Genomic DNA, 19,658 nt, shown 5'->3' on the forward strand with positions numbered 1-19,658 from the left:
CGCTATGATTCTAGATTCTAAGATTCCCGAAGGGCCACTGGCCGAGAAATGGGACAAGCATAAATTCAATGTGAAGCTGGTTAACCCAGCTAACAAGCGGAAATACGATGTGATTGTGGTAGGAACCGGTCTGGCCGGTGCTTCTGCCGCCGCTACTCTAGGTGAACTGGGCTACAACGTGAAAGCGTTCTGCTACCAGGACAGCCCGCGCCGCGCGCACTCCATTGCCGCGCAGGGTGGTATCAACGCCGCCAAGAACTACCAGAACGACGGTGACAGCGTGTACCGCCTCTTCTATGACACCATCAAAGGCGGTGACTACCGTGCCCGCGAAGCCAACGTGTACCGTCTGGCCCAGGTGAGTGTGAACATCATTGACCAATGCGTGGCCCAAGGTGTTCCTTTTGCCCGTGAGTACGGCGGATTGCTGGCTAACCGCTCTTTTGGTGGTGCCCAGGTAAGCCGGACGTTCTACGCCCGTGGCCAAACAGGCCAGCAATTGTTATTGGGTGCCTATTCTGCCTTGAACCGTCAGATTGCCTACGGTAAAGTAAAAATGTACCCACGCACCGAGATGCTGGACCTGGTAATGGTAGACGGCAAGGCTCGTGGTATTGTAACCCGTAATTTGGTTACGGGTGAGATTGAGTCGCATAGCGCGCATGCCGTTATTTTGGCCACAGGTGGTTATGGTAACGTATTCTTCTTGTCTACCAACGCCATGGGTTCTAACACCACGGCCATCTGGAGAGCGCACAAGAAAGGTGCTTTGTTCGCTAACCCTTGCTTCACGCAGATTCACCCAACCTGTATTCCGGTTTCGGGTGGTCATCAGTCTAAACTGACCTTGATGTCTGAGTCGTTGAGAAACGATGGACGTGTTTGGGTACCTAAAGCAGTAGGTGACAACCGCATTGCCAGCGACATTCCAGAAGACGAGCGTGATTATTTCCTGGAACGCAAATATCCATCCTTCGGTAACCTAGTACCACGTGACGTGGCTTCGCGTAACGCTAAATTGGCGTGTGACGAAGGACGTGGCGTTGGAACCACCAAACTGGCTGTTTATCTTGATTTTGCAGACGCTATCAAACGCGAAGGCTTAAACGCCATCAGCCAGAAGTACGGCAACTTGTTTGAGATGTACGAAAAGATCACTGGTGAGAACCCGTATGAACAACCAATGCGCATTTACCCAGCGGTGCACTACACCATGGGCGGCCTTTGGGTAGACTATAACTTGATGACCACCATCCCTGGCTTGTACGCCACGGGTGAGTGTAATTTCTCTGACCACGGTGCCAACCGCTTAGGGGCTTCGGCTTTGATGCAAGGTCTGGCAGATGGCTATTTTGTGATTCCGTACACCATTGGTGACTACCTGGCGCAAAACCCAACTGCCCGCGTGGAGACCAGCCACCCTGCTTTTAAAGAAGCAGAGCAGGCCGTTCGCGCTGATGTGGATCGTTTGTTGAGCATCAATGGTAGCCGCACGGTAGATGATTTCCACAAGGCGCTGGGTCTATTGATGTGGGATTACTGCGGTATGGCCCGTAACGCCGAAGGCTTACAGTATGCCAAGCAAGAAATCAGAAAACTTCGTGAAGACTTCTGGAAAGACGTGAAGATTCTGGGTACCAACGAAGAACTGAACGTGACCCTGGAGAAAGCCGGTCGTGTGGCTGACTTCCTGGAGTTAGGTGAACTGATGGTAGACGACGCCTTGAACCGCAACGAGTCTTGTGGTGGTCACTTCCGCGAGGAATACCAGACCCCAGAAAACGAAGCCCTGCGTGATGATGAGAACTACGCCTACGTAGCCGCCTGGGAATATACCGGCCCTAACCAACAGCCGGTGTTGCACAAAGAGGATCTCAAGTTTGAGAACGTAAAACTCACGCAGCGGAGCTATAAATAACGATTAATTAAAAATTAGGAATTAAAAATTAGAAATGGGTTTCTATCAGAAACGGCAACCATCTCTTCCCTTAATTTCTAATTCATAATTTATAATTTCTAATTAGAAAGATAATGGCTGGTAATAATCCTAACAGCAAACCCATGAACCTGACGCTGAAAGTTTGGAGACAGAGAAACTCCCAGGCGGCCGGTAAATTGGAGACATACCAAGTAAAAGATATTTCGCCTGAGATGTCTTTCCTGGAGATGATGGACGTGCTGAACGAAGACCTTCTTCGTAGCGGGGTAGACCCAATCGCATTTGACCATGATTGCCGTGAAGGTATCTGCGGAATGTGCAGTTTATACATCAACGGCCGTGCGCACGGCCCAGAAAGAGGAACCACCACGTGCCAGTTGCACATGCGTAAGTTCTCTGACGGAGACACCATCACCATTGAGCCTTGGCGCGCGGGCCCCTTCCCTATCTTAAAGGACCTTTGCGTAGACCGTTCAGCCTTGGACAGAATCCAGCAGGCAGGTGGGTACGTGTCCATCAATACCGGTGGGGTGCCAGACGCCAATGAGATTCCAATCCCGAAGCTGATTGCAGACAAAGCCTTTGATGCGGCTACCTGTATTGGTTGCGGTGCCTGTGTGGCAGCTTGCAAAAACTCTTCGGCCATGTTGTTCACCAGCGCTAAGATTTCTCAGCTTGCTATGTTACCGCAAGGCAAGGTGGAGCGCAAGACGCGTGTAGAGAACATGGTGGCCCAGATGGACATTGAAGGCTTTGGTGCCTGCTCTAACATTGGCGCTTGTGCCGCTGAATGCCCGGTTGGTATTTCTCTGGAGAACATTGCCATGATGAACCGCGAGTACATCTCTGCCAAGTTCACCTCTGAGAACGTATAGTTTTACTTCATTCATTTTGAAAAGGCGGAGCTTCCATGGCTTCGCCTTTTCTGTTTTTGGCTTGTTTTCCAGAAAACAAGCCAAAAACAGAAAATCCCATTCCCGTAGGCATTGCCTGAAACCTGTAACTTTGAGCGGCCTTCTGGGTTAAAGAGGCTAAAGACCAACCACGCATGATTCTGATCATTTCCGGCACCAACAGACCTGATTCCCTATCCTTGCAGATTGCGCAGCTGTACCAGACGCTACTCACCCAACGCCACCAGCCCTCTGAAATCCTGGACCTGCAAGACCTGCCCCTGGATTTCGCCTCCCCGGCGCTTTACAACCGCGAGTTGTACTCACAAGAATTCCTTGATTTGAGAGCTCAGGTGGCCAGCGCCCAGAAAATAGTATTCATCGTACCCGAGTACAACAACTCTTTTCCTGGCGTCTTAAAAGCATTCATAGACGGCCTGGAATACCCCCATGCCCTCCGGAATAAAAAGGGTGCCTTGGTAGGTCTCTCTACCGGAAGCCAGGGAGGCGCCTTAGCCCTCAGCCACCTCACTGACATCCTGAACTATTGCGGCCTGCACGTGTTGGCCCAGAAACCCCGCTTGGCTTTTGTACATAAACATCTGCAAGCTGGCATTTTCACAAATCCCCTCTACCTACAATTGCTGGAAGAGCAGGTAGAAGCCCTTATCCCGTTTTAACTTTCTAATTCCACTTTAATACGTTTTTGGCTTGTTTTCTGGGATCTAGGCGAAAAATGGCAGGTTTGAAATTTATATTAAAGTGACAATCAAGAAGCTTATAGGCTCCAAGCAGTTGAAAACCGCGTGCCAAAGTAGGATTAAGCAGGAATTATAATTCAAAGATTCATCATCAACGATAGTCTCGTCGGAAGTTGCAAATTCCCTCTACTGCGCTCGCTGCTTCAAACTCTCGTTTGTTCAATCCTCATGGGGAATTTGCCAGTGGCAATAGCCATTACAATCCGCACATGCTCCAACTGAATTTAGGATAGGCCTTTACTAAACGCACCATTTCCAGTCTTTCCGTCGAGCCGCCTAAGCAGGTTACCGCCTCAGATTAGATCAGCGGCAAAGACGGAGAGCCGGCCGTTCCTCTCCCAAAACTGCATCCACGCAGAAGAGGCAAGCTAGTACAGCGCGAGGCGGGAAGACGGGGCCCCGCGGCCGCGAGCGCTTGGCGGTGACAATGAAACAAGGCGGCATAAGGGCACCGGAAGAAAGAACCTTCTCAGGAGCAGCCCACGGAGGCGCACGGCAGAAAGTCATGGATGTAACATCCACACCAGAGATACATAAGCAAAGCCCTAAGAAGAGTTGCAGTAGGAGAAGAGGCCTTAGGCGCGTCTTTGGCAAATTTACCGCCAACAACGCCCAGCGGCAACCCAAACAACAGCAAGGACAGAAGACAACGATATGAAGCCCTCACTTCCACATAACTCCTCCATCAAAAAAACAGCCCAAAACCGTTTCCGATTTTGGGCTGTTTCCTGAGAAATAAGCGAAAAACGCTTAGTCTACATTATCATGCAGGAAACGATTGTCTCCTAATAATTCATTGTCATCATTCAGGTTGAAACGAGAAATCTGCTGCTCAGTAGATGGCGTCACTGTCTCCAGATTCACGTTGCGGCGCAGGTACGCAGGCACTTCTAGTTTCTCTTTGATGGCAGCATCTGAGTACATGTCAGCACTTAGGCCGCGTAAACGTTCTCTGCGCTCATTGATACGGCTGGCATCTCTGGACTCGCGCAGGGGCTCTGCTACGGGCGCATAAGCAGGCTCTTCAAAGGCGGTAGTGAAGATTTCGCTGTTACCTAAGTCAAAGATGATCTTGCCTTCGGTGACCGGTTCTGGTCTGCGCACAGGTTCCGCTGCAATCACAGTAGACGGAGAAGCCGTTGGGGCCACGCTATGCGTGGGAACTACAATAGGTGCGGCAGGTTCAGAAATAACAACGGGAGCTACCTGAGGCTGAGATACCGCTACTGGCTCTGCCTCAATCTCTTTTTTTGGCTGTGGAAGATTCTCGTGGTTACGGGCAAAACCAGTGGCAATCACCGTTACTCTAATGCTGGCACCCAGCGAAGAATCAATGCCATGCCCGAAGATCACCTCAGAATCATCACCGGCTTTCTCCTGGATGTAATCCGTGATTTCGGTCAACTCATCCATTTCCAGTTCTGCCTGATCACCAGACATGATGGAAAGAAGGATTTTCTGAGCGCCATGAATGTCGGTGTTGTTTAACAGCGGGGAAGACAAGGACTCCTCGGCGGCTCTTAGCGCTCTGTTCTCACCTTCCGTGATGGCAGAACCCATCACAGCGGCACCAGAGTCTTTCATGACCGTCTTCACATCTTCAAAGTCCACGTTCACCTCAGAAGTCACCGTGATGATCTCCGCGATAGACTTGGCAGCCGTGGTCAAAACGTTGTCTGCTTTGGCAAACGCAGCTCTGATGGGCAGATTCCCAAACATCTCGCGCAGCTTATCATTGAGGATGACCAGGACGGTGTCACAGTTCTCGCTCAGTTCTTTGATACCATTGTCAGCGGCGGTGCGCTTCTTTTTGCCTTCAAAGGCAAAGGGAGCGGTCACTATGCCCACGGTTAAGATGTCCATTTCCTTGGCCACCTTGGCAATGACTGGGGCGGCGCCGGTACCGGTTCCACCACCCATCCCTGCCGTAATGAACACCATTTTGGTATGGGCACCTAACAGTTCTCTAATCTCTTCTTTGCTTTCCAGGGCGGCCTGCTTGCCACGCTCAGGGTTGGCACCAGCACCCAGACCTTCGGTCAAGGTAGTGCCTATCTGCAGCTTGTTGGGCACACTGCTACTTTTCAAAGCCTGTTCATCGGTATTGCACACCACAAACTCCACGTCTTTAATGCCTTGGCTGAACATGTGGTTCACGGCATTACTTCCTCCTCCACCAACACCAATCACCTTGATGATTGACTTGGAGTGCGATGGCACATCAAACTTGTACGATGAAAAACTCATTTCTTACCCTCCTGAATTACTCGTTAATAATTTTGTTGCTTGTCATCGAAGTCATCGATCAACATGCTCTTGGTACGCTCCACAATTTTGTTGAAGAACCCACCGCTGAAAGATGATTTCTGCTGCGCGGGCCTGGCCTCGTTCACCGGTCTGGCCTCAGAGTTGTTGTTCAGCTCTGAGTACCGGTTGGCGCGCTCGTCCAGGGCCTGGTAACCAGCCAACACTAGGCCAACGGTAGTCGCATACATCGGGCTCTTCACCGAATCAATCTTGCTCTTACCCAAATGCTCGTTCGGATACCCGAGGCGGGCATCAAGGCCGGTCAGATACTCTACCAATTGCACCAGGTTCTGCAGCTGAGCACCGCCACCCGTGATGACAATACCTGCTGCCAGTTGGTTGGCATACCCGCTTCTAACAATTTCAGAATAAACGAGTTCAACAATCTCCTCCATTCTTGCTTCTATAATAAAAGCAAGGTTTTTAAGAGAAATTTCTTTTGGTGTTCTGTCTCTCAGGCCTGGAATGGAAACTATCTCATTCTCAGAGGCTTCGTCTGCAATGGCTTTTCCAAAGCGCACCTTCAGCTGCTCTGCCTGGTTCTGCATGACCATGCACCCCTGCTTGATGTCTGAGGTGATGATGTTGCCGCCAAACGGAAGCACCGCCGTGTGCCGGATGATGTTGTCCTTGAAGATGGCCAGGTCTGTGGTGCCGCCTCCAATGTCAATCAGGGCCACACCGGCTTCGCGCTCTTCATCGCTGAGCACAGACATACAAGATGCCAGAGGCTCCAGGATTAATTGCTCAATCTCCAGGCCGGCACGATGTACGCACTTGTTAATGTTTTGAATGGCGCTAGACTGGGCCGTGATGATGTGGAAGTTGCCTTCCAGCCGCACACCAGACATGCCCACCGGGTCCATGATACCATCTTCATAGTCTACTTTGTAGTCTTGAGGCATTACATGGATGATCTCACTACCCGGGGGGGTCACCAGACGGTACATGTCATTGGTGAGGCGGTTGATGTCCTCTACCGTGATTTCACTGTCAGTGGAGGTGCGGGTGATACTACCGTTGTGCTGCAGACTTTTGATATGCTGACCGGCAATCCCTACATTCACCACCTTGATGTCTATCCCAGACTGCTCCTCTGCCTGCCTGATGGCTTTCTTGATGGCGTCTACGGTTTTATCAATGTTAGACACCATGCCCCGCACTACGCCCTCAGACACGGCTTTGCCCATGCCCAGAATCTCTAGCTTTCCGTACTCGTTCTTACGGCCCACTAAAGCGCAGATTTTGGTGGTCCCAATGTCTAAGCCTACAACTATTTTGTCGTTGTTCTGCATATCGTTATCTATTCACAAATAATCTGATCCTTGTACTCCACATTCAGGCGGCTGTATTTCTCCCACCCTACTACCGGCAACACCTCCTTGTAAAAAATGAACAGCTTCCTGAACTTCTCCTCTAGGTGGTGGGGCTTGCCAAACTCAATGCGCTGGTCGCCTACCTGCGTTAAAAAACTTACTTTCCCCTTGGCGTCTATGTCCATATGGGCCAACTGAGCATCCCAGAAGGGGTCCTGCTCAATGAAGCGTAAAAGCTCCAGGTATGGCCTGCCCACTGAATCCTGAAAGAAGGAGGGGGCTAAGGTTGGTTTCACAGCTGACGAAGTCACTGGAATGACATGCGCCGTGTACAGTGAAGACAGAGGCAGCACATTTCCTTCTTCGTCCAGGTACACATCGCGTTCTGAACTCAGCAGCCGGGCAATGGGCCTGTTTTGTTTTATCAGGACGTTGATGTTGCCATCAAGATCGTGATATACCTCCGCTTCTCTTACAAATTTATGCGATTTAATTCGCAATTCAAGTCGCTTGAGGTCAATCTCCCCTTTTTTCGTTCCCTCCAGCGGCTGGTCTCCATTTCTGGTGAGCAGCGCTAGAACTTCCGTCTCACTAAGAAAGTAATTGTTGTATTCATTATCAATTTTAATATTGACTTTTTTACATATTTTATCCTGTTGCCGAGACTTGGAAAAGCCTGCCAAAAACAGGAAGCCGCTTAAACACAAAACGGCAAAGAGCAGGGCTTTTACTTTTCTATTCCACAACATGGGCTCTCTCCTCCAGAAGGTGCTTTATACCAGACACTAAGGTGTCAATGTCTCCGGCGCCCACCGTGGCCAGCACCGCAAAATCCAAATCATTTTCTAAGGCCGCCAACACATCTTTTTTTTCAAGCAGACGCTTCTCTGGTCCCTCTATTTTGTCAAAAATCAGCTGGGTGGTCACCCCCGGCAGCGGCAACTCCCGGGCCGGGTAAATTTCCAGCAACCAAACCTCGTCTGCCAGGCTCAAACTCTCGGCGAAGCCTTCCAGAAAATCACGGGTTCTGGTGAACAGGTGCGGCTGAAAAATAACCCTCAGCTTCTGCCCTGGGTACAAGGCCCGCACCGACCTCAGAAAGGCTTCAATCTCCCGTGGGTGGTGGGCGTAGTCATCTAAGAAAACCTTGCCATTATCTGCCCATACGCGCTCAAAACGACGTTTCACCCCTACATACGCCTCTATGCCCTCCTGAATCTTTTCTGGGCTTAACCCTACCAGTGATACAGCCTGCGCGGCGGCCACGGCATTCTCTACATTGTGGAAGCCCGGCACCTGCAAAGACGTTTCAGGGAGTGCAAAGTTCCGACCTTTCACAGAGAATTTCATAGCTCCGGCCGCAATTTTTATAGGCCCAGAGGCAAGCTCTTCATGCTCAAGACCATAGGTAATGACCTGCACCGTAGGGTGCACCGAATCTTTTAAAGATTGGTCTGCGGTATGGTTCAACAACAGGTATCCGTTGGGCTTTATCTGGCTTACAAACTGCTTGAATGACTCTACCAGCGCCTCCTTTTCCCCATAAATGTCCAAATGGTCTGGATCTGTGGAGGTGACGATGGCAATGTCTGGATGCAGAGTTAAAAAAGACCGGTCAAACTCATCTGCCTCTACCACGGCCAGCGCTCTTTCCTCATGTTCATGCGGCAGCAACAGGTTAGAACCAAGGTTGGTAGAAATGCCGCCCAAGAACGCCGAGGTGGAAACCTTTGCATGCTGTAAAAGGTGCGCCACCATGGATGACGTTGTGGTCTTACCATGGGTACCCGCCACGGCAATGAGGTATTGGTCTGCCGTCAGTAAGCCCAGCACCTGGGACCGTTTCATAATGGTGAAGCCGTTCTCTTGCAGGTATTGTCTTTCTGTTTGCGCCGCCGGAACGGCAGGCGTGAGCACCACCAGCGTTTTTTGCTTGTTTTCCAGAAAAGAGGCCGGAATCAACCGGATATCATCTTCATAGTGAATCTGGGCGCCTTCTTCCGTTAGTTTCTGGGTAAGGGGCGTCACCGTACGGTCATACCCTGCCACTGCAAAGCCTTTGGCCAGAAACCAGCGGGCAATGGCGCTCATGCCAATGCCTCCAATGCCCAGAAAGTAGATATGACGGTAGTGGCTCAGGTTCATTTTACTAGTTTCAAGAGTTCCTGTACAATGGTTTCGGCGGCGTGGGGCTTGCCCAACTGCGCAATGTTCTGGCTGAGTTGGGTTTGCTTCTCAGCATCTTGGGCAAGCGCAAGCGCCGTGTCCCACAACGAGTTTTCAGCTTCTACATCCTTTACCAGGAGGGCAGCGTCTTTCTGCACTAAAGCCATGGCATTTTTAGTCTGATGATCTTCGGCTACGTTAGGAGAAGGAACCAGAATAGACGGCTTCTGCGCCAGGCACAGCTCAGAGATGGACAAGGCTCCCGCTCTGGAGACTACCACGTCTGCGGCGGCATAGGCCAAATCCATGCGTTGGAGGAAATCAAAGGCTTTGATCTGGTCTTGCGGCAAATGCTTTACTGCTTCCTCTGCCGTAGCAAAATAAACTTTGCCGGTCTGCCAGATGAGGTTGTAGCCGGCGTCTTGAATCTTCTGTAAGGCCGCCTGCGTGCTTTGGTTAAGGGTTCTGGCCCCCAGGCTGCCGCCAATGACCAGAAACGTTTTCCGGGAAGGCTCCAGCCCAAAGAAAGCCATGGCCTCTTCGCGCTTGCCCAGGCTGTCCACTATGTCGCGGCGAACGGGGTTGCCTGTCAGTTCAATCTTGCTGGCCGGGAAGAACTTGTACATGGTATCATAGGCCACGCACACTTTATCTACCTTATTGGCTAACAACTTGTTAGTGATGCCCGCGTGCGAGTTCTGCTCCTGGATGAGCGTGGGTATGTGCTGTTTGGTAGCCGCGTACAAGGTAGGCCCGCTGGCGTAGCCGCCCACGCCCACCACGGCATCGGGTTGAAAATCTTTAATGATCTTATGGGCCGTCCTGATGCTGGAAATCACCTTCAAAGGGAAGGACAAATTATCCAAAGTCAAACGACGTTGCAAGCCACTGATCCACAGACCTATGATTTTATAGCCCGCCTCTGGCACGCGCGTCATTTCCATGCGGCCCTTGGCACCTACAAACAGAATTTCTGCCGTTGGGTGCACGCGTTTTATCTCATTGGCAATGGCCACCGCCGGGTAGATGTGACCGCCCGTACCCCCCCGCTGATGATGAACTTGTAAATCTTATCCGGCATGGCTCATGACGTTAGGTTTGTTGGAAACCGGGGCTGCCGCCAGTTTGGCTTCATACTCGCTTCGGCTCACGCTCAGAATAATACCAATGGAAATACCCGTGAAGATGAGGGACGTACCACCCATACTGAGCAGTGGCAAAGGCAGACCCGTGATAGGCCCCAGGCCCACGGCCACGCCCATGTTCACCATGGCCTGTATGACCAGACTGAAACTGATGCCCGCTGAGAGAAGGCCGCCGAACGCTCCAGAGCTGTTCGTGACGGCCACCATCCCTCGATAGAGGAAGGCCAGGTACAGAAAGAGCACCAGCGCCCCACCTATCATGCCATACTCTTCAATGATGATGGCATAGATAAAATCTGAGTATGGGTGCGGCAGGAAATTACGCTGGTCAGAGTTGCCCGGGCCTTTCCCCACCACGCCGCCGGTGGCAATGGCAATGTAGGACTGCTCCAACTGGAAGACCGTCTGTGTGGGGTCCATGAAGTTCTCAATCCTGCTGATGGCCGTCTGCATACGTTGACCAATGGTCAAGGCGATGGTCCCAAAGATGGCACCCACCACAATCATGATCATGATCTGCTTGAACGGCACCCGGCCAATGAACATCAAGAGCAAACAGGTCATGAACAATAATAAGCCCGTAGAAATGTTACTCATGGCAATGAGGCCGCAAATCAAGCCGCTCCACAACACCAAGGGAATCAAGGTCTCCTTGAAGTTGGTGATGTTCATCTGGCGCTTGCTCAACATGCTGGCCAGGTAAGAAATCAAAGCCAGTTTGGCTAAATCTGAAGGCTGGAACGTCTGGTTGATGATGGGAATAGTGAGCCAGCGCGAAGCCTCGTTGATGTTAGAGCCTTTCAGGTAGGTATAGATGAGCAATGGCACCGAGAAGACCAGCGCCAGCAAACTCAGTTTAGCGTAATACTTATAATTCACTTTATGAGCCAGCCACACAAAGGCCAGACCCAGGAAGATAAGGCTGGAGTGCTTGAAGAGGTAATACTCCGTGTTTCCGCTCATTTTCTTGTACGCCAGCGTACCCGTAGCTGAATACACCACCGCAATGGAAATCAAGGAAAACGACAAAACGATGCCCCACAGAATAGGGTCGCCTTTCAGGTTGTCACGCAGCCAATTCTTCACCTCATTCATATCCCAGCGCTTTTAAGATTCTGCACCGCCTCCGCAAACGCGCGGCCTCGGTGTTCATAGTTATTAAACAAGTCAAAACTGGCGCAGGCCGGCGACAGCAATACCACGTCCCCTTCCTCCGCGAAGTCTTTCGCCAATTTGACGGCCTCGTTTACATCTTGCGTTTCTACCAAGGCTGGGCAGGTGGCTGAGAAGGCAGCTACTATCTTGCTGTTGTCCACGCCCAAAGCCACAATGGCTTTCACTTTTTCCTGCACCAACGGCAGCAAAGTGGAGTAGTCATTGCCCTTGTCTTTGCCGCCCACTACCCACACAATAGGCTGCTTGATGCCGTCCAGGGCGTACCAAACCGCTTCCACATTGGTGGCTTTGGAGTCATTGATGAAGGTAACGCCGTCTATTTCGCCCACGGGTTGCATGCGATGATCTGCGTTTTTAAAGGTGCCTAACCCCTGCTCAATCTGCTCTGGCGTCAAGCCCACTAGCAAAGCTGCCCCTACGGCCGCCATGGAATTATACTGGTTGTGCTGCCCAATCAAAGGAGAGTTGGCGGTTTCTACTTTTGCCGAGATTCCGGAAAAAGTGGCCAAAATCGACTGTCCTTCATACCGGATGGCCAGGCCATCTGCCTCCTTCAACCCGAACGGAACCGCCGTACCCGGCACCTCATGGCCGGCCTTGTATTTCTGAATTTCAGCATCATCCTGATTGAACAGGAAATAGTCTGCCGCCGTCATGTTCTGTGCCAACTTGAACTTGGCTGCCGCATACTTTTCCATCTGGTAGGCATAGCGGTCCAGGTGGTCTGGCGTGATGTTGAGCAGAATGCCAATGTGCGCTTTGAACTGGTACATGTTGTCTAGCTGGAAACTGCTCAGTTCCACTACATAATAGTCATAGCCGCCTTCCAGCACTTTGCCCGCCAGGCTTTCGCCTACGTTGCCCGCCAAGGCCACTTTTAACCCGGCACTTTTCAACAAATGGTAAGTCAACAGCGTGGTAGTGGTTTTGCCATTGGTACCCGTAATGCAGATGAACTTACCATCTGCGTATCTGCCGGCAAACTCAATCTCAGAGATGACCGGGATGGTTCTTTCCAAAGCGCCTTTGATGACAGGAGCCGTATCTGGAATGCCCGGGCTTTTGATGATTTCCTGTGCGTTGTAGATGCTGTCTAATGTGTGCTCCCCTTCTTCAAAGGCAATGCCGGCTTTGGTCAACTCCGCGCGGTACTTGTCTGAGATGGCGCCTTTGTCAGACACAAACACGTCATAGCCTTTGGCTTGTGCCAACAAAGCCGCGCCTACGCCGCTCTCTCCTGCTCCCAAAATGGCTACTTTCATATTCGTTGCTCGTTATTGGTTATTCGTTGTTCGAGGATTTGCTAATCCTCTGAAATAATTGATAAAGCCGTGCACCAATTGTTTGCAGGCGGTAATTTCTTCTAAGGTTTTATCTAACTCAGTACTACCTATGTATTGTTGGTCAAAAGCAATATAGACCTGTGTTTCTAACTCATACAAGGAGCCTCTGCTCATATATAAAAACTGAACTGCCTCTTTGGCTGTCTGCCTCCCACATCCTTCTGCAATGTTAGACACAACAGACACAGCCGCTCGTCGCATCTGGTTCGCTAAACCAAACAACTCCTCTTTGGGAAATTGTTTAGTGATGGAATAAACAGTGCTGGCTAGCTGTCTACACTTAATCCAAACATCAAGCTCTGTATATGATTTCATCTTCTCTTTCGAATAACGAACAACCAATAACGAGCAACGACCCTAGCGAAGCTTCAAAGTAGCTAAGGTCAAAATGGCTAGCATGATGCCCACCGTCCAGAAGCGCGATACGATTTTGGCTTCATGATAGCCTAGTTTCTGGTAGTGGTGGTGCAGAGGTGACATCTTGAAGATTCTTCGGCCCTCGCCGTATTTCTTTTTAGTGTATTTGAAGTAGCCTACCTGCAGCATAACAGATAAATTCTCAATCAAGAAGATGCCGCACAGCACTGGAATCAATAATTCTTTGCGCAGAATCAAGGCCAAAACGGCAATGATACCGCCAATGGAAAGAGAACCGGTATCACCCATGAACACCTGCGCCGGATAGGAGTTGTACCACAAGAACCCCACGCAGGCGCCCACAAAGGCGGTACAGAAAATTACCAGCTCCCCGGTGTTGGGAATGAACATGATATTGAGGTAATCTGCGAAGATGGCGTTGCCAGACACCCAGGCAAACACTATCAAGGTAGTAGCAATGATGGCCGAGGTACCAGCCGCCAGACCGTCAATTCCATCAGTGATATTGGCGCCATTGGACACTGCCGTGATGATGATGATGACCAGCGGGATGTACAGGAAACGGGCATATGAACCTAGAACAGGGCTGGCAAAACTGAAGAAATGATGGTAGTCTAACTCATTGTTCTTGGCAAACGGAATGGTGGTGATCATTTGGCGCACGTCTGTGTAGGTAGAAGACGCCTCTACCGCAGATAAGCCATGAGAGGTCAGGTACTGTCGTACCACCACGTCATCAGAGAAAAATAGCGTCAAACCAACAATCAGGCCCAGACCAATCTGGCCCATAACCTTGAACCGTCCGGCCAGGCCTTCTTTGTTTTTCTTGAAGACCTTGATGTAGTCATCCAAAAACCCGATGGCCCCCAACCAAATAGTAGACACGATCATGAGGAGAATATACACGTTGTCCAGTCTGGCCAGCAGAAGCGTGGGCACCAGAATGGCCAGTAGGATAATCAAACCACCCATGGTAGGCGTGCCCCTCTTCTCCATCTGACCGGCCAATCCCAAATCCCGGATGGACTCTCCTACTTGCTTGCGGTGCAGCATCTTGATGAGCCTGCCCCCAAAAATCATGGCAATGAGCAAAGAGATGAGCGCCGCCAAGCCTGCCCTAAACGAGATGTACCGGAAAACGCCGGCCCCGAAGAGGTCAAAGTGTTGGTCTAGGTAGTTAAAAAGGTAGTAGAGCATCTGGTTCTTTTAAGAATAAGAAGCGGCACGGCATTGGCCACTTCGCCGTAGAATCTAATATCTATTTCTTTCTATTTCTGGAGCAGGGCAAACGTCTCCTGCAAAATCTGCTTGTCGTCAAAAGGCGAGCGTTGGCCTTTCACTTCCTGGTAAGTTTCATGTCCCTTGCCGGCTACCAGAATGATGTCATCGGCATCGGCGAGCATTACCGCCGTTTTAATGGCTTCTTTCCGGTCCACTACGCTCAAGGCCTTTCTCAAATCTGTGTGCTTTACGCCGGCCTGCATCTGGTTCAGGATTTCCTGCGGATCTTCATCCCTCGGGTTGTCTGACGTCAAAATGACTCTGTCACTCAGGCGTGCGGCTATGTCTGCCATGATAGGACGCTTGGTCGCATCGCGGTTGCCGCCGCAGCCCACAATGGTGATGACTTTCTGCTCGGGCTTTCTGATCTGCTGGATGGTCTGCAACACATTCTCCAGCGCGTCTGGGGTGTGGGCATAATCCACAATACCGGTTATCTGGCCAGGGCTCACCACGTAGTCAAACCGTCCGGCGGCTGAGGTGAGAGAAGATAGACTGGTTAACACCTCCTGCGCATCCTCGCCTAACAAAACCGCCGCGCCGTACACGGCCAGCAGGTTATAGGCGTTAAAAGTGCCAATGAGCTTGAACCACACTTCCTGCCCTTCCAATTCCAGTTGCAACCCTTGGATGGAGTTGTCCAGCAGGCGGGCCTTGAAATCAGCTTCTTTGCGCAGGGCGTAGGTTTTCTTGTCGGCTTTGGTGTTTTGCAGCATCACCATGCCGCGCTTGTCATCTGAGTTTACCAGCGCAAATGCCTTAGTTGACAGATTGTCAAAAAAGAGCTTTTTGGCCTTGATGTACTCGTCAAACGTCTTGTGGTAGTCCAGGTGGTCATGCGAGATGTTGGTGAACACGGCGCCGGCAAATTCCACCCCGGTCACTCTGTGCTGAACCAAGGCATGCGAGCTCACTTCCATGAACGCATGAGTGCAGCCCGCTTTTACCATCTGGGCCAACAAGGCTTGCAAAGTGATGGCGTCTGGTGTGGTGTGCGTGGCCGGAATTACCGTTTCATTGATTTGATTCTGCACCGTTGACAGCAGACCAGCGTTGTAGCCCAGCTCCCGGAACAGTTTATGCAGTAAAGTCACGCAGGTGGTCTTACCGTTGGTTCCCGTTACCCCCACCAGCTTCATTTTCTGGGATGGATGTCCGTAGAATGCGGCAGCCACGTGGCCCATGGCCTCGGCCACGTTGGGCACAATCACAAAGGTGACTCCTTCTGGGGCGTTTTTGGGCTCTTTTTCGGAAAACACGACAGAAACGCCCTGCTCCAGGGTCTGGGGTATGAAGTCATGGCCGTCGCGCACGGTTCCCTTGATGGCGAAGAACGCCACCCCCGGTCCCGCCTGACGGGAGTCCATAGTTAACGCAGAAAGCTCGGGGTTAGTAGGCCCGAGCAATTGCGAGGACGGTATCGCCTGCAGTAGGTTTTGTAGTTGTGCCATTTCGTTCTAAGGTAATTGTAATCCACATGCCTTTTTTCACTGGTACTCCAGCGGGCACGCTTTGCGCCTTCACCCGGCCCAGGCCGGCGGCTCTCACCCGTAGGCCTTGGTTTTCCAACAGGTAAAGAGCGTCTTTGAGGGTCATGTCCTTCACATCGGGCACGCGGCCTTCTTTCACCGGAACCGGTTTCATGGCCACCGAATGCTTTTGGGTATCTATTCTTATCCAGTCTTCTTCTGGGTTCACAGGGTGCGCGCTCACGCCCAGTTTATTGCAAAGAAGCGTCAGTTCTTCTTGGTTGCCCGCGTGCAGGCTAGGCAGTTTAGGCGTCACGTTGGCGGGTCTGCGCACCATGGGGGTGTGAATGGCCAGATCCTGTGCGTAGGCTTTGTCTGCTAATTCTCTGAACACCGGTGCCGCCACGTCACCACCATATTGGGCGTTTTTGTTAGGGCTGTCAATGATCACGATGCAGCTGTACTTAGGCCGGTCTGCCGGGAAATAGCCCACAAACGAGGTGGAGTATTTCTTGGTGTACTGCCCGTTAATTACTTTTCTGGCGGTACCGGTTTTACCGGCCACTTTGTAGTCTTTGCTGCGCAGGTTCTTAGCGGTTCCCTTCTCTACTACGCCTTCCATCATCATTTTCAACTCCGCCAGAGTCTCATCAGAGCAGATTTTAGGGTTCAGCACTTTGGCTTCAAACTTCTCCAACACCTGGTCGGCACGCTTGATTTCCTTCACGATGATGGGCTGCACCTTCACTCCGTTGTTGGCCACGGCATTGTAAAACGCCAGGGTCTGCAGCGGCGAAATCTTCAACTCATAGCCAATGGCCATGGTAGACAAAGAAGGACGGCTCCAGCTTCGGTCTTTAGGCGTTTTGATGTAAGGTACGGCCTCGCCGTTCATCTGGAAGCCAAGTGGCTGGTGCAAACCAAACTTGAAGAGGTAGTCTACATACTTCTGTGGATCATTGCCGAAATGGTCCTGAATTAGTTTGGCAATCCCCACGTTGGAGGACTTTTCAAAAACCTGCTGAATGGTGATTTTGCCATTCCCGTGGGTGTCTGTCTTTACCGCGCCCCCAATGCGCATAGAGCCGTTGCCAGTGTCTATGGTGTCGGTGAGTTTCAGGTCAGAGTCTTCCAGCAGCGCCATCATAGAGGCTAGCTTAAAGGTAGAACCCGGCTCGGTGCGGCCTTGGTTACCCACGGCGTAGTTATAATCTTCTACATAAGTACCCAAGCCCGCCTTGCCTAAGTTGGCGATGGCTTTGATCTCACCCGTGCTCACTTCCATCAAAATTACACACCCGTGGGCGGCGTCATTGGTGGTTAAGGCTCTGCGCAGGGCACTCTCGGCTACGTCCTGCAGGTTGATGTCAATGGTGGTTCTGATGTCAAAACCGGGCAATGGCTTCACTTCGGTGCCGTCATAGATGGGCTTGTTGCCACCCGCCATGCGCTCATAAAGAGCTTCGCCGTCTTTACCGGCCAGATGACGGTTGAAGCTGAACTCAAGCCCCGCGCCCTTCTTGTCCTCGTTCAGGAAACCAATGGTACGCTTGGCCAACGACCCAAACGGCAGGAACCGGCGGTCCAGTTTCTCAAAAATCACCCCGCCCCTATTTTTACCGGCTCTGAAAATGGGCCATTTGGCCATCATCTTCTTCTCCTGGTAATTAATTAAGCGGTTGTTCAGGCGCACATACTTGCGTTTGTTGTGCCGGGCGTTCTTAATCTTGCGCTTATAATAGTCGGCTGAGCGGTCTCCGTAGAACCGTGACAACTTCAAGGCCAGAGAGTCTATTCCTTCCCTGAATTCATCTTCCTTGGTAATGGACGGGTCAAAAGCCACCCGGTAGAACGGCAGCGACGTGGCCATGATGCGCTCATCATCTGAGTAGATGTTGCCGCGCGTGGCAAAGATGGGCTGGTAATGGAACCGCTTCTCATCTGCCAGTTCTTTCCACTTGTCCCCGTCTTTGAACTGGATGTAGCCTACTTTGTAGATAATAGCGAACGCAAACAGACAGATAGCCAAAAAGGCCAACCGTACGCGCGTTACGATGGACCTCTTAATATTCATCTTTCTTGATTACTACTTGAATGGGCGGTGAAGAACTCTCTATGATGCCGGTGGGCGCCACGTTGCGGGCCACCTCAGACTGCTTGCTCGCCTCCATGTAATCAGACTTGAGCGTGGTGAAATCAGCGCGCAGATCCTCGGTCTCTGACTTGGTTCTGTCTATCTGCCGAAGGGTGCGTTCTGCATAGTGGCTATTGCCGATGTAAAAGATGATGATGCACATCAAAAACAACACCTTTGGCAAATATTTAACGGGTAGGCCGTCGGCAAAAAACCAGTCTACCTTGGTGTAGCGATCCAAGAGCTCAAACAGGCTGGTCCCTTTCTGACGAGGCGGTCTTGGCGGACGCACCGGTTCCACCTGAGGCACCTCACGCAGGGTGTTGGCCTTAGATGGGCTGGTTCGCGGACGTACAGTGTTGACTGCCATGTTCTATAAATCGTGTAAGTGTTTCTTCCCTTCTTCCTTCCCCTCTATTTCTTGGACGATGTCTCTGGGGTCTCTCTTTTCTCGGCTACCCGAAGTTTGGCACTGCGGGAGCGGTTATTTTCTTGCAGCTCTTGGGCGCTGGGCACAATCGGCTTGCGGGTCACAGAATCCAAAGGCTTGATCTCATTGCCAAAAAAGTCTTTCTCCACCTCGCCAAAGAATTTGCCTTTGTTGATGTAGTTTTTCACCAAGCGGTCTTCCAGGGAATGGTAAGAAATAACAGATAAGCGACCGCCGGGCTTTAAAACCTCCACGGCCTGTTCCAGCATTTCTTCCAATGCCTTCAACTCATCGTTGACTTCAATTCTTAAGGCCTGAAACACTTGGGCCAAATACTTGTTCTCTTTGCCTTTGGGCGTACAGCCTGAGATGGCTTCTTTGAAATCTGCGATGGTCTCAATGTCGCGCACGTTGCGGGCAGACACTACCTCACGGGCCAAGGTTTTGGCGTTCTTCACCTCACCATACAGCCCGAAAATGCGGTGCAGTTGGTCCTCTTCATAGGTCATGATGACATCCTTGGCGGTCAAGGGGCTATCCTTATCCATGCGCATGTCCAGAGGGCCGTCAAAACGGGTAGAGAAGCCACGCTCTGCAGTGTTGAATTGGTGAGAAGAAACGCCTAAGTCGGCTAGTATGCCATCTACTTGGCGTACGCCGTACAGTCTCAGGTATTTTTTAAGGTACCGGAAGTTGGCTTTTACAAACGTGAACTGGTCAGAGATGAGGCGTTCAGACTGGCGCTCAGCATCGGTGTCCTGGTCAAAGGAATACAGTTGGCCGCCTTGCATCTGCTCCAGAATGCGGGCAGAGTGGCCGCCGCCGCCAAAAGTGACGTCCACGTAAATGCCTTTGGGTTTTATAGCCAAAGCATCTACCGATTCCTGTAACAAAACGGGGTTGTGGTATTGCATGGCTCG

Annotated in this window: 16 protein-coding genes; 3 read left to right on the forward strand and 13 right to left on the reverse strand. The window is 51.3% G+C overall.

Going from position 1 to position 19,658, the window contains the following annotated elements:
• Positions 1-4: 4 nt before the first annotated feature.
• The 3 genes from GU926_RS05325 (at position 5) to GU926_RS05335 (ending at position 3,512) form a co-directional block, all read left to right on the forward strand.
• The gene (locus tag GU926_RS05325; RefSeq protein WP_160689732.1) at positions 5-1,918 is read left to right on the forward strand and encodes a fumarate reductase/succinate dehydrogenase flavoprotein subunit; all 1,914 of its coding nucleotides are present in this window, start codon (positions 5-7) and stop codon (positions 1,916-1,918) included.
• A 143-nt stretch (positions 1,919-2,061) separates the two neighbouring features.
• On the forward strand, positions 2,062-2,814 hold the full coding sequence (locus tag GU926_RS05330; RefSeq protein WP_160689734.1) for a succinate dehydrogenase/fumarate reductase iron-sulfur subunit: 753 nt from the start codon (positions 2,062-2,064) through the stop codon (positions 2,812-2,814).
• Between the two features lie 173 nt (positions 2,815-2,987).
• Positions 2,988-3,512 (forward strand): NADPH-dependent FMN reductase, encoded by a 525-nt coding sequence (locus GU926_RS05335; protein WP_160689736.1) that lies wholly within the window; start codon positions 2,988-2,990, stop codon positions 3,510-3,512.
• 831 nt (positions 3,513-4,343) lie between these two features.
• On the opposite strand, the gene ftsZ is transcribed toward GU926_RS05335, so the two are convergent.
• The 13 genes from ftsZ to rsmH form a co-directional block, all read right to left on the reverse strand.
• Complete coding sequence (gene ftsZ, locus GU926_RS05340; protein WP_160689738.1) at positions 4,344-5,840, reverse strand: cell division protein FtsZ; 1,497 nt, start codon at positions 5,838-5,840, stop codon at positions 4,344-4,346.
• A 23-nt stretch (positions 5,841-5,863) separates the two neighbouring features.
• Entirely contained in the window at positions 5,864-7,195 is a 1,332-nt protein-coding gene (ftsA, locus tag GU926_RS05345; protein ID WP_160689740.1) for a cell division protein FtsA, read from the reverse strand.
• Between the two features lie 8 nt (positions 7,196-7,203).
• Positions 7,204-7,965, reverse strand: coding sequence for a cell division protein FtsQ/DivIB (locus GU926_RS05350; protein ID WP_160689742.1), 762 nt, complete (start codon positions 7,963-7,965; stop codon positions 7,204-7,206).
• The gene (gene murC / locus GU926_RS05355) at positions 7,952-9,361 is read right to left on the reverse strand and encodes a UDP-N-acetylmuramate--L-alanine ligase (RefSeq protein ID WP_160689744.1); all 1,410 of its coding nucleotides are present in this window, start codon (positions 9,359-9,361) and stop codon (positions 7,952-7,954) included. The genes GU926_RS05350 and murC overlap by 14 nt, the downstream gene beginning before the upstream one ends.
• Positions 9,358-10,398, reverse strand: coding sequence for an undecaprenyldiphospho-muramoylpentapeptide beta-N-acetylglucosaminyltransferase (murG, locus tag GU926_RS05360; RefSeq protein ID WP_232058440.1), 1,041 nt, complete (start codon positions 10,396-10,398; stop codon positions 9,358-9,360). Before murG ends, murC begins: the two co-directional genes overlap by 4 nt.
• Positions 10,399-10,452: 54 nt before the next feature.
• Entirely contained in the window at positions 10,453-11,622 is a 1,170-nt protein-coding gene (locus GU926_RS05365; protein WP_160689746.1) for an FtsW/RodA/SpoVE family cell cycle protein, read from the reverse strand.
• Positions 11,619-12,965, reverse strand: coding sequence for a UDP-N-acetylmuramoyl-L-alanine--D-glutamate ligase (murD, locus tag GU926_RS05370; RefSeq protein ID WP_160689748.1), 1,347 nt, complete (start codon positions 12,963-12,965; stop codon positions 11,619-11,621). The genes GU926_RS05365 and murD overlap by 4 nt, the downstream gene beginning before the upstream one ends.
• Before the next feature lie 12 nt (positions 12,966-12,977).
• Complete coding sequence (locus GU926_RS05375; protein ID WP_160689750.1) at positions 12,978-13,361, reverse strand: four helix bundle protein; 384 nt, start codon at positions 13,359-13,361, stop codon at positions 12,978-12,980.
• Positions 13,362-13,403: 42 nt separating this feature from the next.
• Entirely contained in the window at positions 13,404-14,621 is a 1,218-nt protein-coding gene (gene mraY / locus GU926_RS05380) for a phospho-N-acetylmuramoyl-pentapeptide-transferase (RefSeq protein ID WP_160689752.1), read from the reverse strand.
• A gap of 71 nt (positions 14,622-14,692) precedes the next feature.
• Positions 14,693-16,156: a UDP-N-acetylmuramoyl-L-alanyl-D-glutamate--2,6-diaminopimelate ligase gene (locus GU926_RS05385; RefSeq protein ID WP_160689754.1), complete on the reverse strand. Its 1,464-nt coding sequence runs from the start codon at positions 16,154-16,156 to the stop codon at positions 14,693-14,695.
• Positions 16,095-18,248 carry a penicillin-binding protein gene (locus tag GU926_RS05390; protein ID WP_160689756.1) on the reverse strand — a complete coding sequence of 718 codons (2,154 nt, stop codon included), beginning with the start codon at positions 18,246-18,248 and terminating at the stop codon, positions 16,095-16,097. The genes GU926_RS05385 and GU926_RS05390 overlap by 62 nt, the downstream gene beginning before the upstream one ends.
• Positions 18,238-18,678 (reverse strand): FtsL-like putative cell division protein, encoded by a 441-nt coding sequence (locus GU926_RS05395; protein WP_232058441.1) that lies wholly within the window; start codon positions 18,676-18,678, stop codon positions 18,238-18,240. The genes GU926_RS05390 and GU926_RS05395 overlap by 11 nt, the downstream gene beginning before the upstream one ends.
• Before the next feature lie 44 nt (positions 18,679-18,722).
• The gene (rsmH, locus tag GU926_RS05400; protein ID WP_160689758.1) at positions 18,723-19,652 is read right to left on the reverse strand and encodes a 16S rRNA (cytosine(1402)-N(4))-methyltransferase RsmH; all 930 of its coding nucleotides are present in this window, start codon (positions 19,650-19,652) and stop codon (positions 18,723-18,725) included.
• Positions 19,653-19,658: the final 6 nt, after the last annotated feature.

Origin of the sequence: Nibribacter ruber (assembly GCF_009913235.1) — a bacterium.
GTDB classification, from domain to species: Bacteria; Bacteroidota; Bacteroidia; order Cytophagales; family Hymenobacteraceae; genus Nibribacter; species Nibribacter ruber.

Excerpts from the sequence above, each read along its gene's own strand:
- rsmH (WP_160689758.1), bottom strand. The coding sequence starts at position 19,652 with ATGCAATACCACAACCCCGTTTTGTTACAGGAATCGGTAGATGCTTTG.
- GU926_RS05395 (WP_232058441.1), bottom strand. The coding sequence starts at position 18,678 with ATGGCAGTCAACACTGTACGTCCGCGAACCAGCCCATCTAAGGCCAAC.
- mraY (WP_160689752.1), bottom strand. The coding sequence starts at position 14,621 with ATGCTCTACTACCTTTTTAACTACCTAGACCAACACTTTGACCTCTTC.
- murC (WP_160689744.1), bottom strand. The coding sequence starts at position 9,361 with ATGAACCTGAGCCACTACCGTCATATCTACTTTCTGGGCATTGGAGGC.
- GU926_RS05335 (WP_160689736.1), top strand. The coding sequence starts at position 2,988 with ATGATTCTGATCATTTCCGGCACCAACAGACCTGATTCCCTATCCTTG.
- GU926_RS05325 (WP_160689732.1), top strand. The coding sequence starts at position 5 with ATGATTCTAGATTCTAAGATTCCCGAAGGGCCACTGGCCGAGAAATGG.
- ftsZ (WP_160689738.1), bottom strand. The coding sequence starts at position 5,840 with ATGAGTTTTTCATCGTACAAGTTTGATGTGCCATCGCACTCCAAGTCA.
- GU926_RS05330 (WP_160689734.1), top strand. The coding sequence starts at position 2,062 with ATGAACCTGACGCTGAAAGTTTGGAGACAGAGAAACTCCCAGGCGGCC.
- ftsA (WP_160689740.1), bottom strand. The coding sequence starts at position 7,195 with ATGCAGAACAACGACAAAATAGTTGTAGGCTTAGACATTGGGACCACC.
- GU926_RS05365 (WP_160689746.1), bottom strand. The coding sequence starts at position 11,622 with ATGAATGAGGTGAAGAATTGGCTGCGTGACAACCTGAAAGGCGACCCT.
- GU926_RS05375 (WP_160689750.1), bottom strand. The coding sequence starts at position 13,361 with ATGAAATCATATACAGAGCTTGATGTTTGGATTAAGTGTAGACAGCTA.
- GU926_RS05385 (WP_160689754.1), bottom strand. The coding sequence starts at position 16,156 with ATGGCACAACTACAAAACCTACTGCAGGCGATACCGTCCTCGCAATTG.
- GU926_RS05350 (WP_160689742.1), bottom strand. The coding sequence starts at position 7,965 with ATGTTGTGGAATAGAAAAGTAAAAGCCCTGCTCTTTGCCGTTTTGTGT.
- murD (WP_160689748.1), bottom strand. The coding sequence starts at position 12,965 with ATGAAAGTAGCCATTTTGGGAGCAGGAGAGAGCGGCGTAGGCGCGGCT.
- GU926_RS05390 (WP_160689756.1), bottom strand. The coding sequence starts at position 18,248 with ATGAATATTAAGAGGTCCATCGTAACGCGCGTACGGTTGGCCTTTTTG.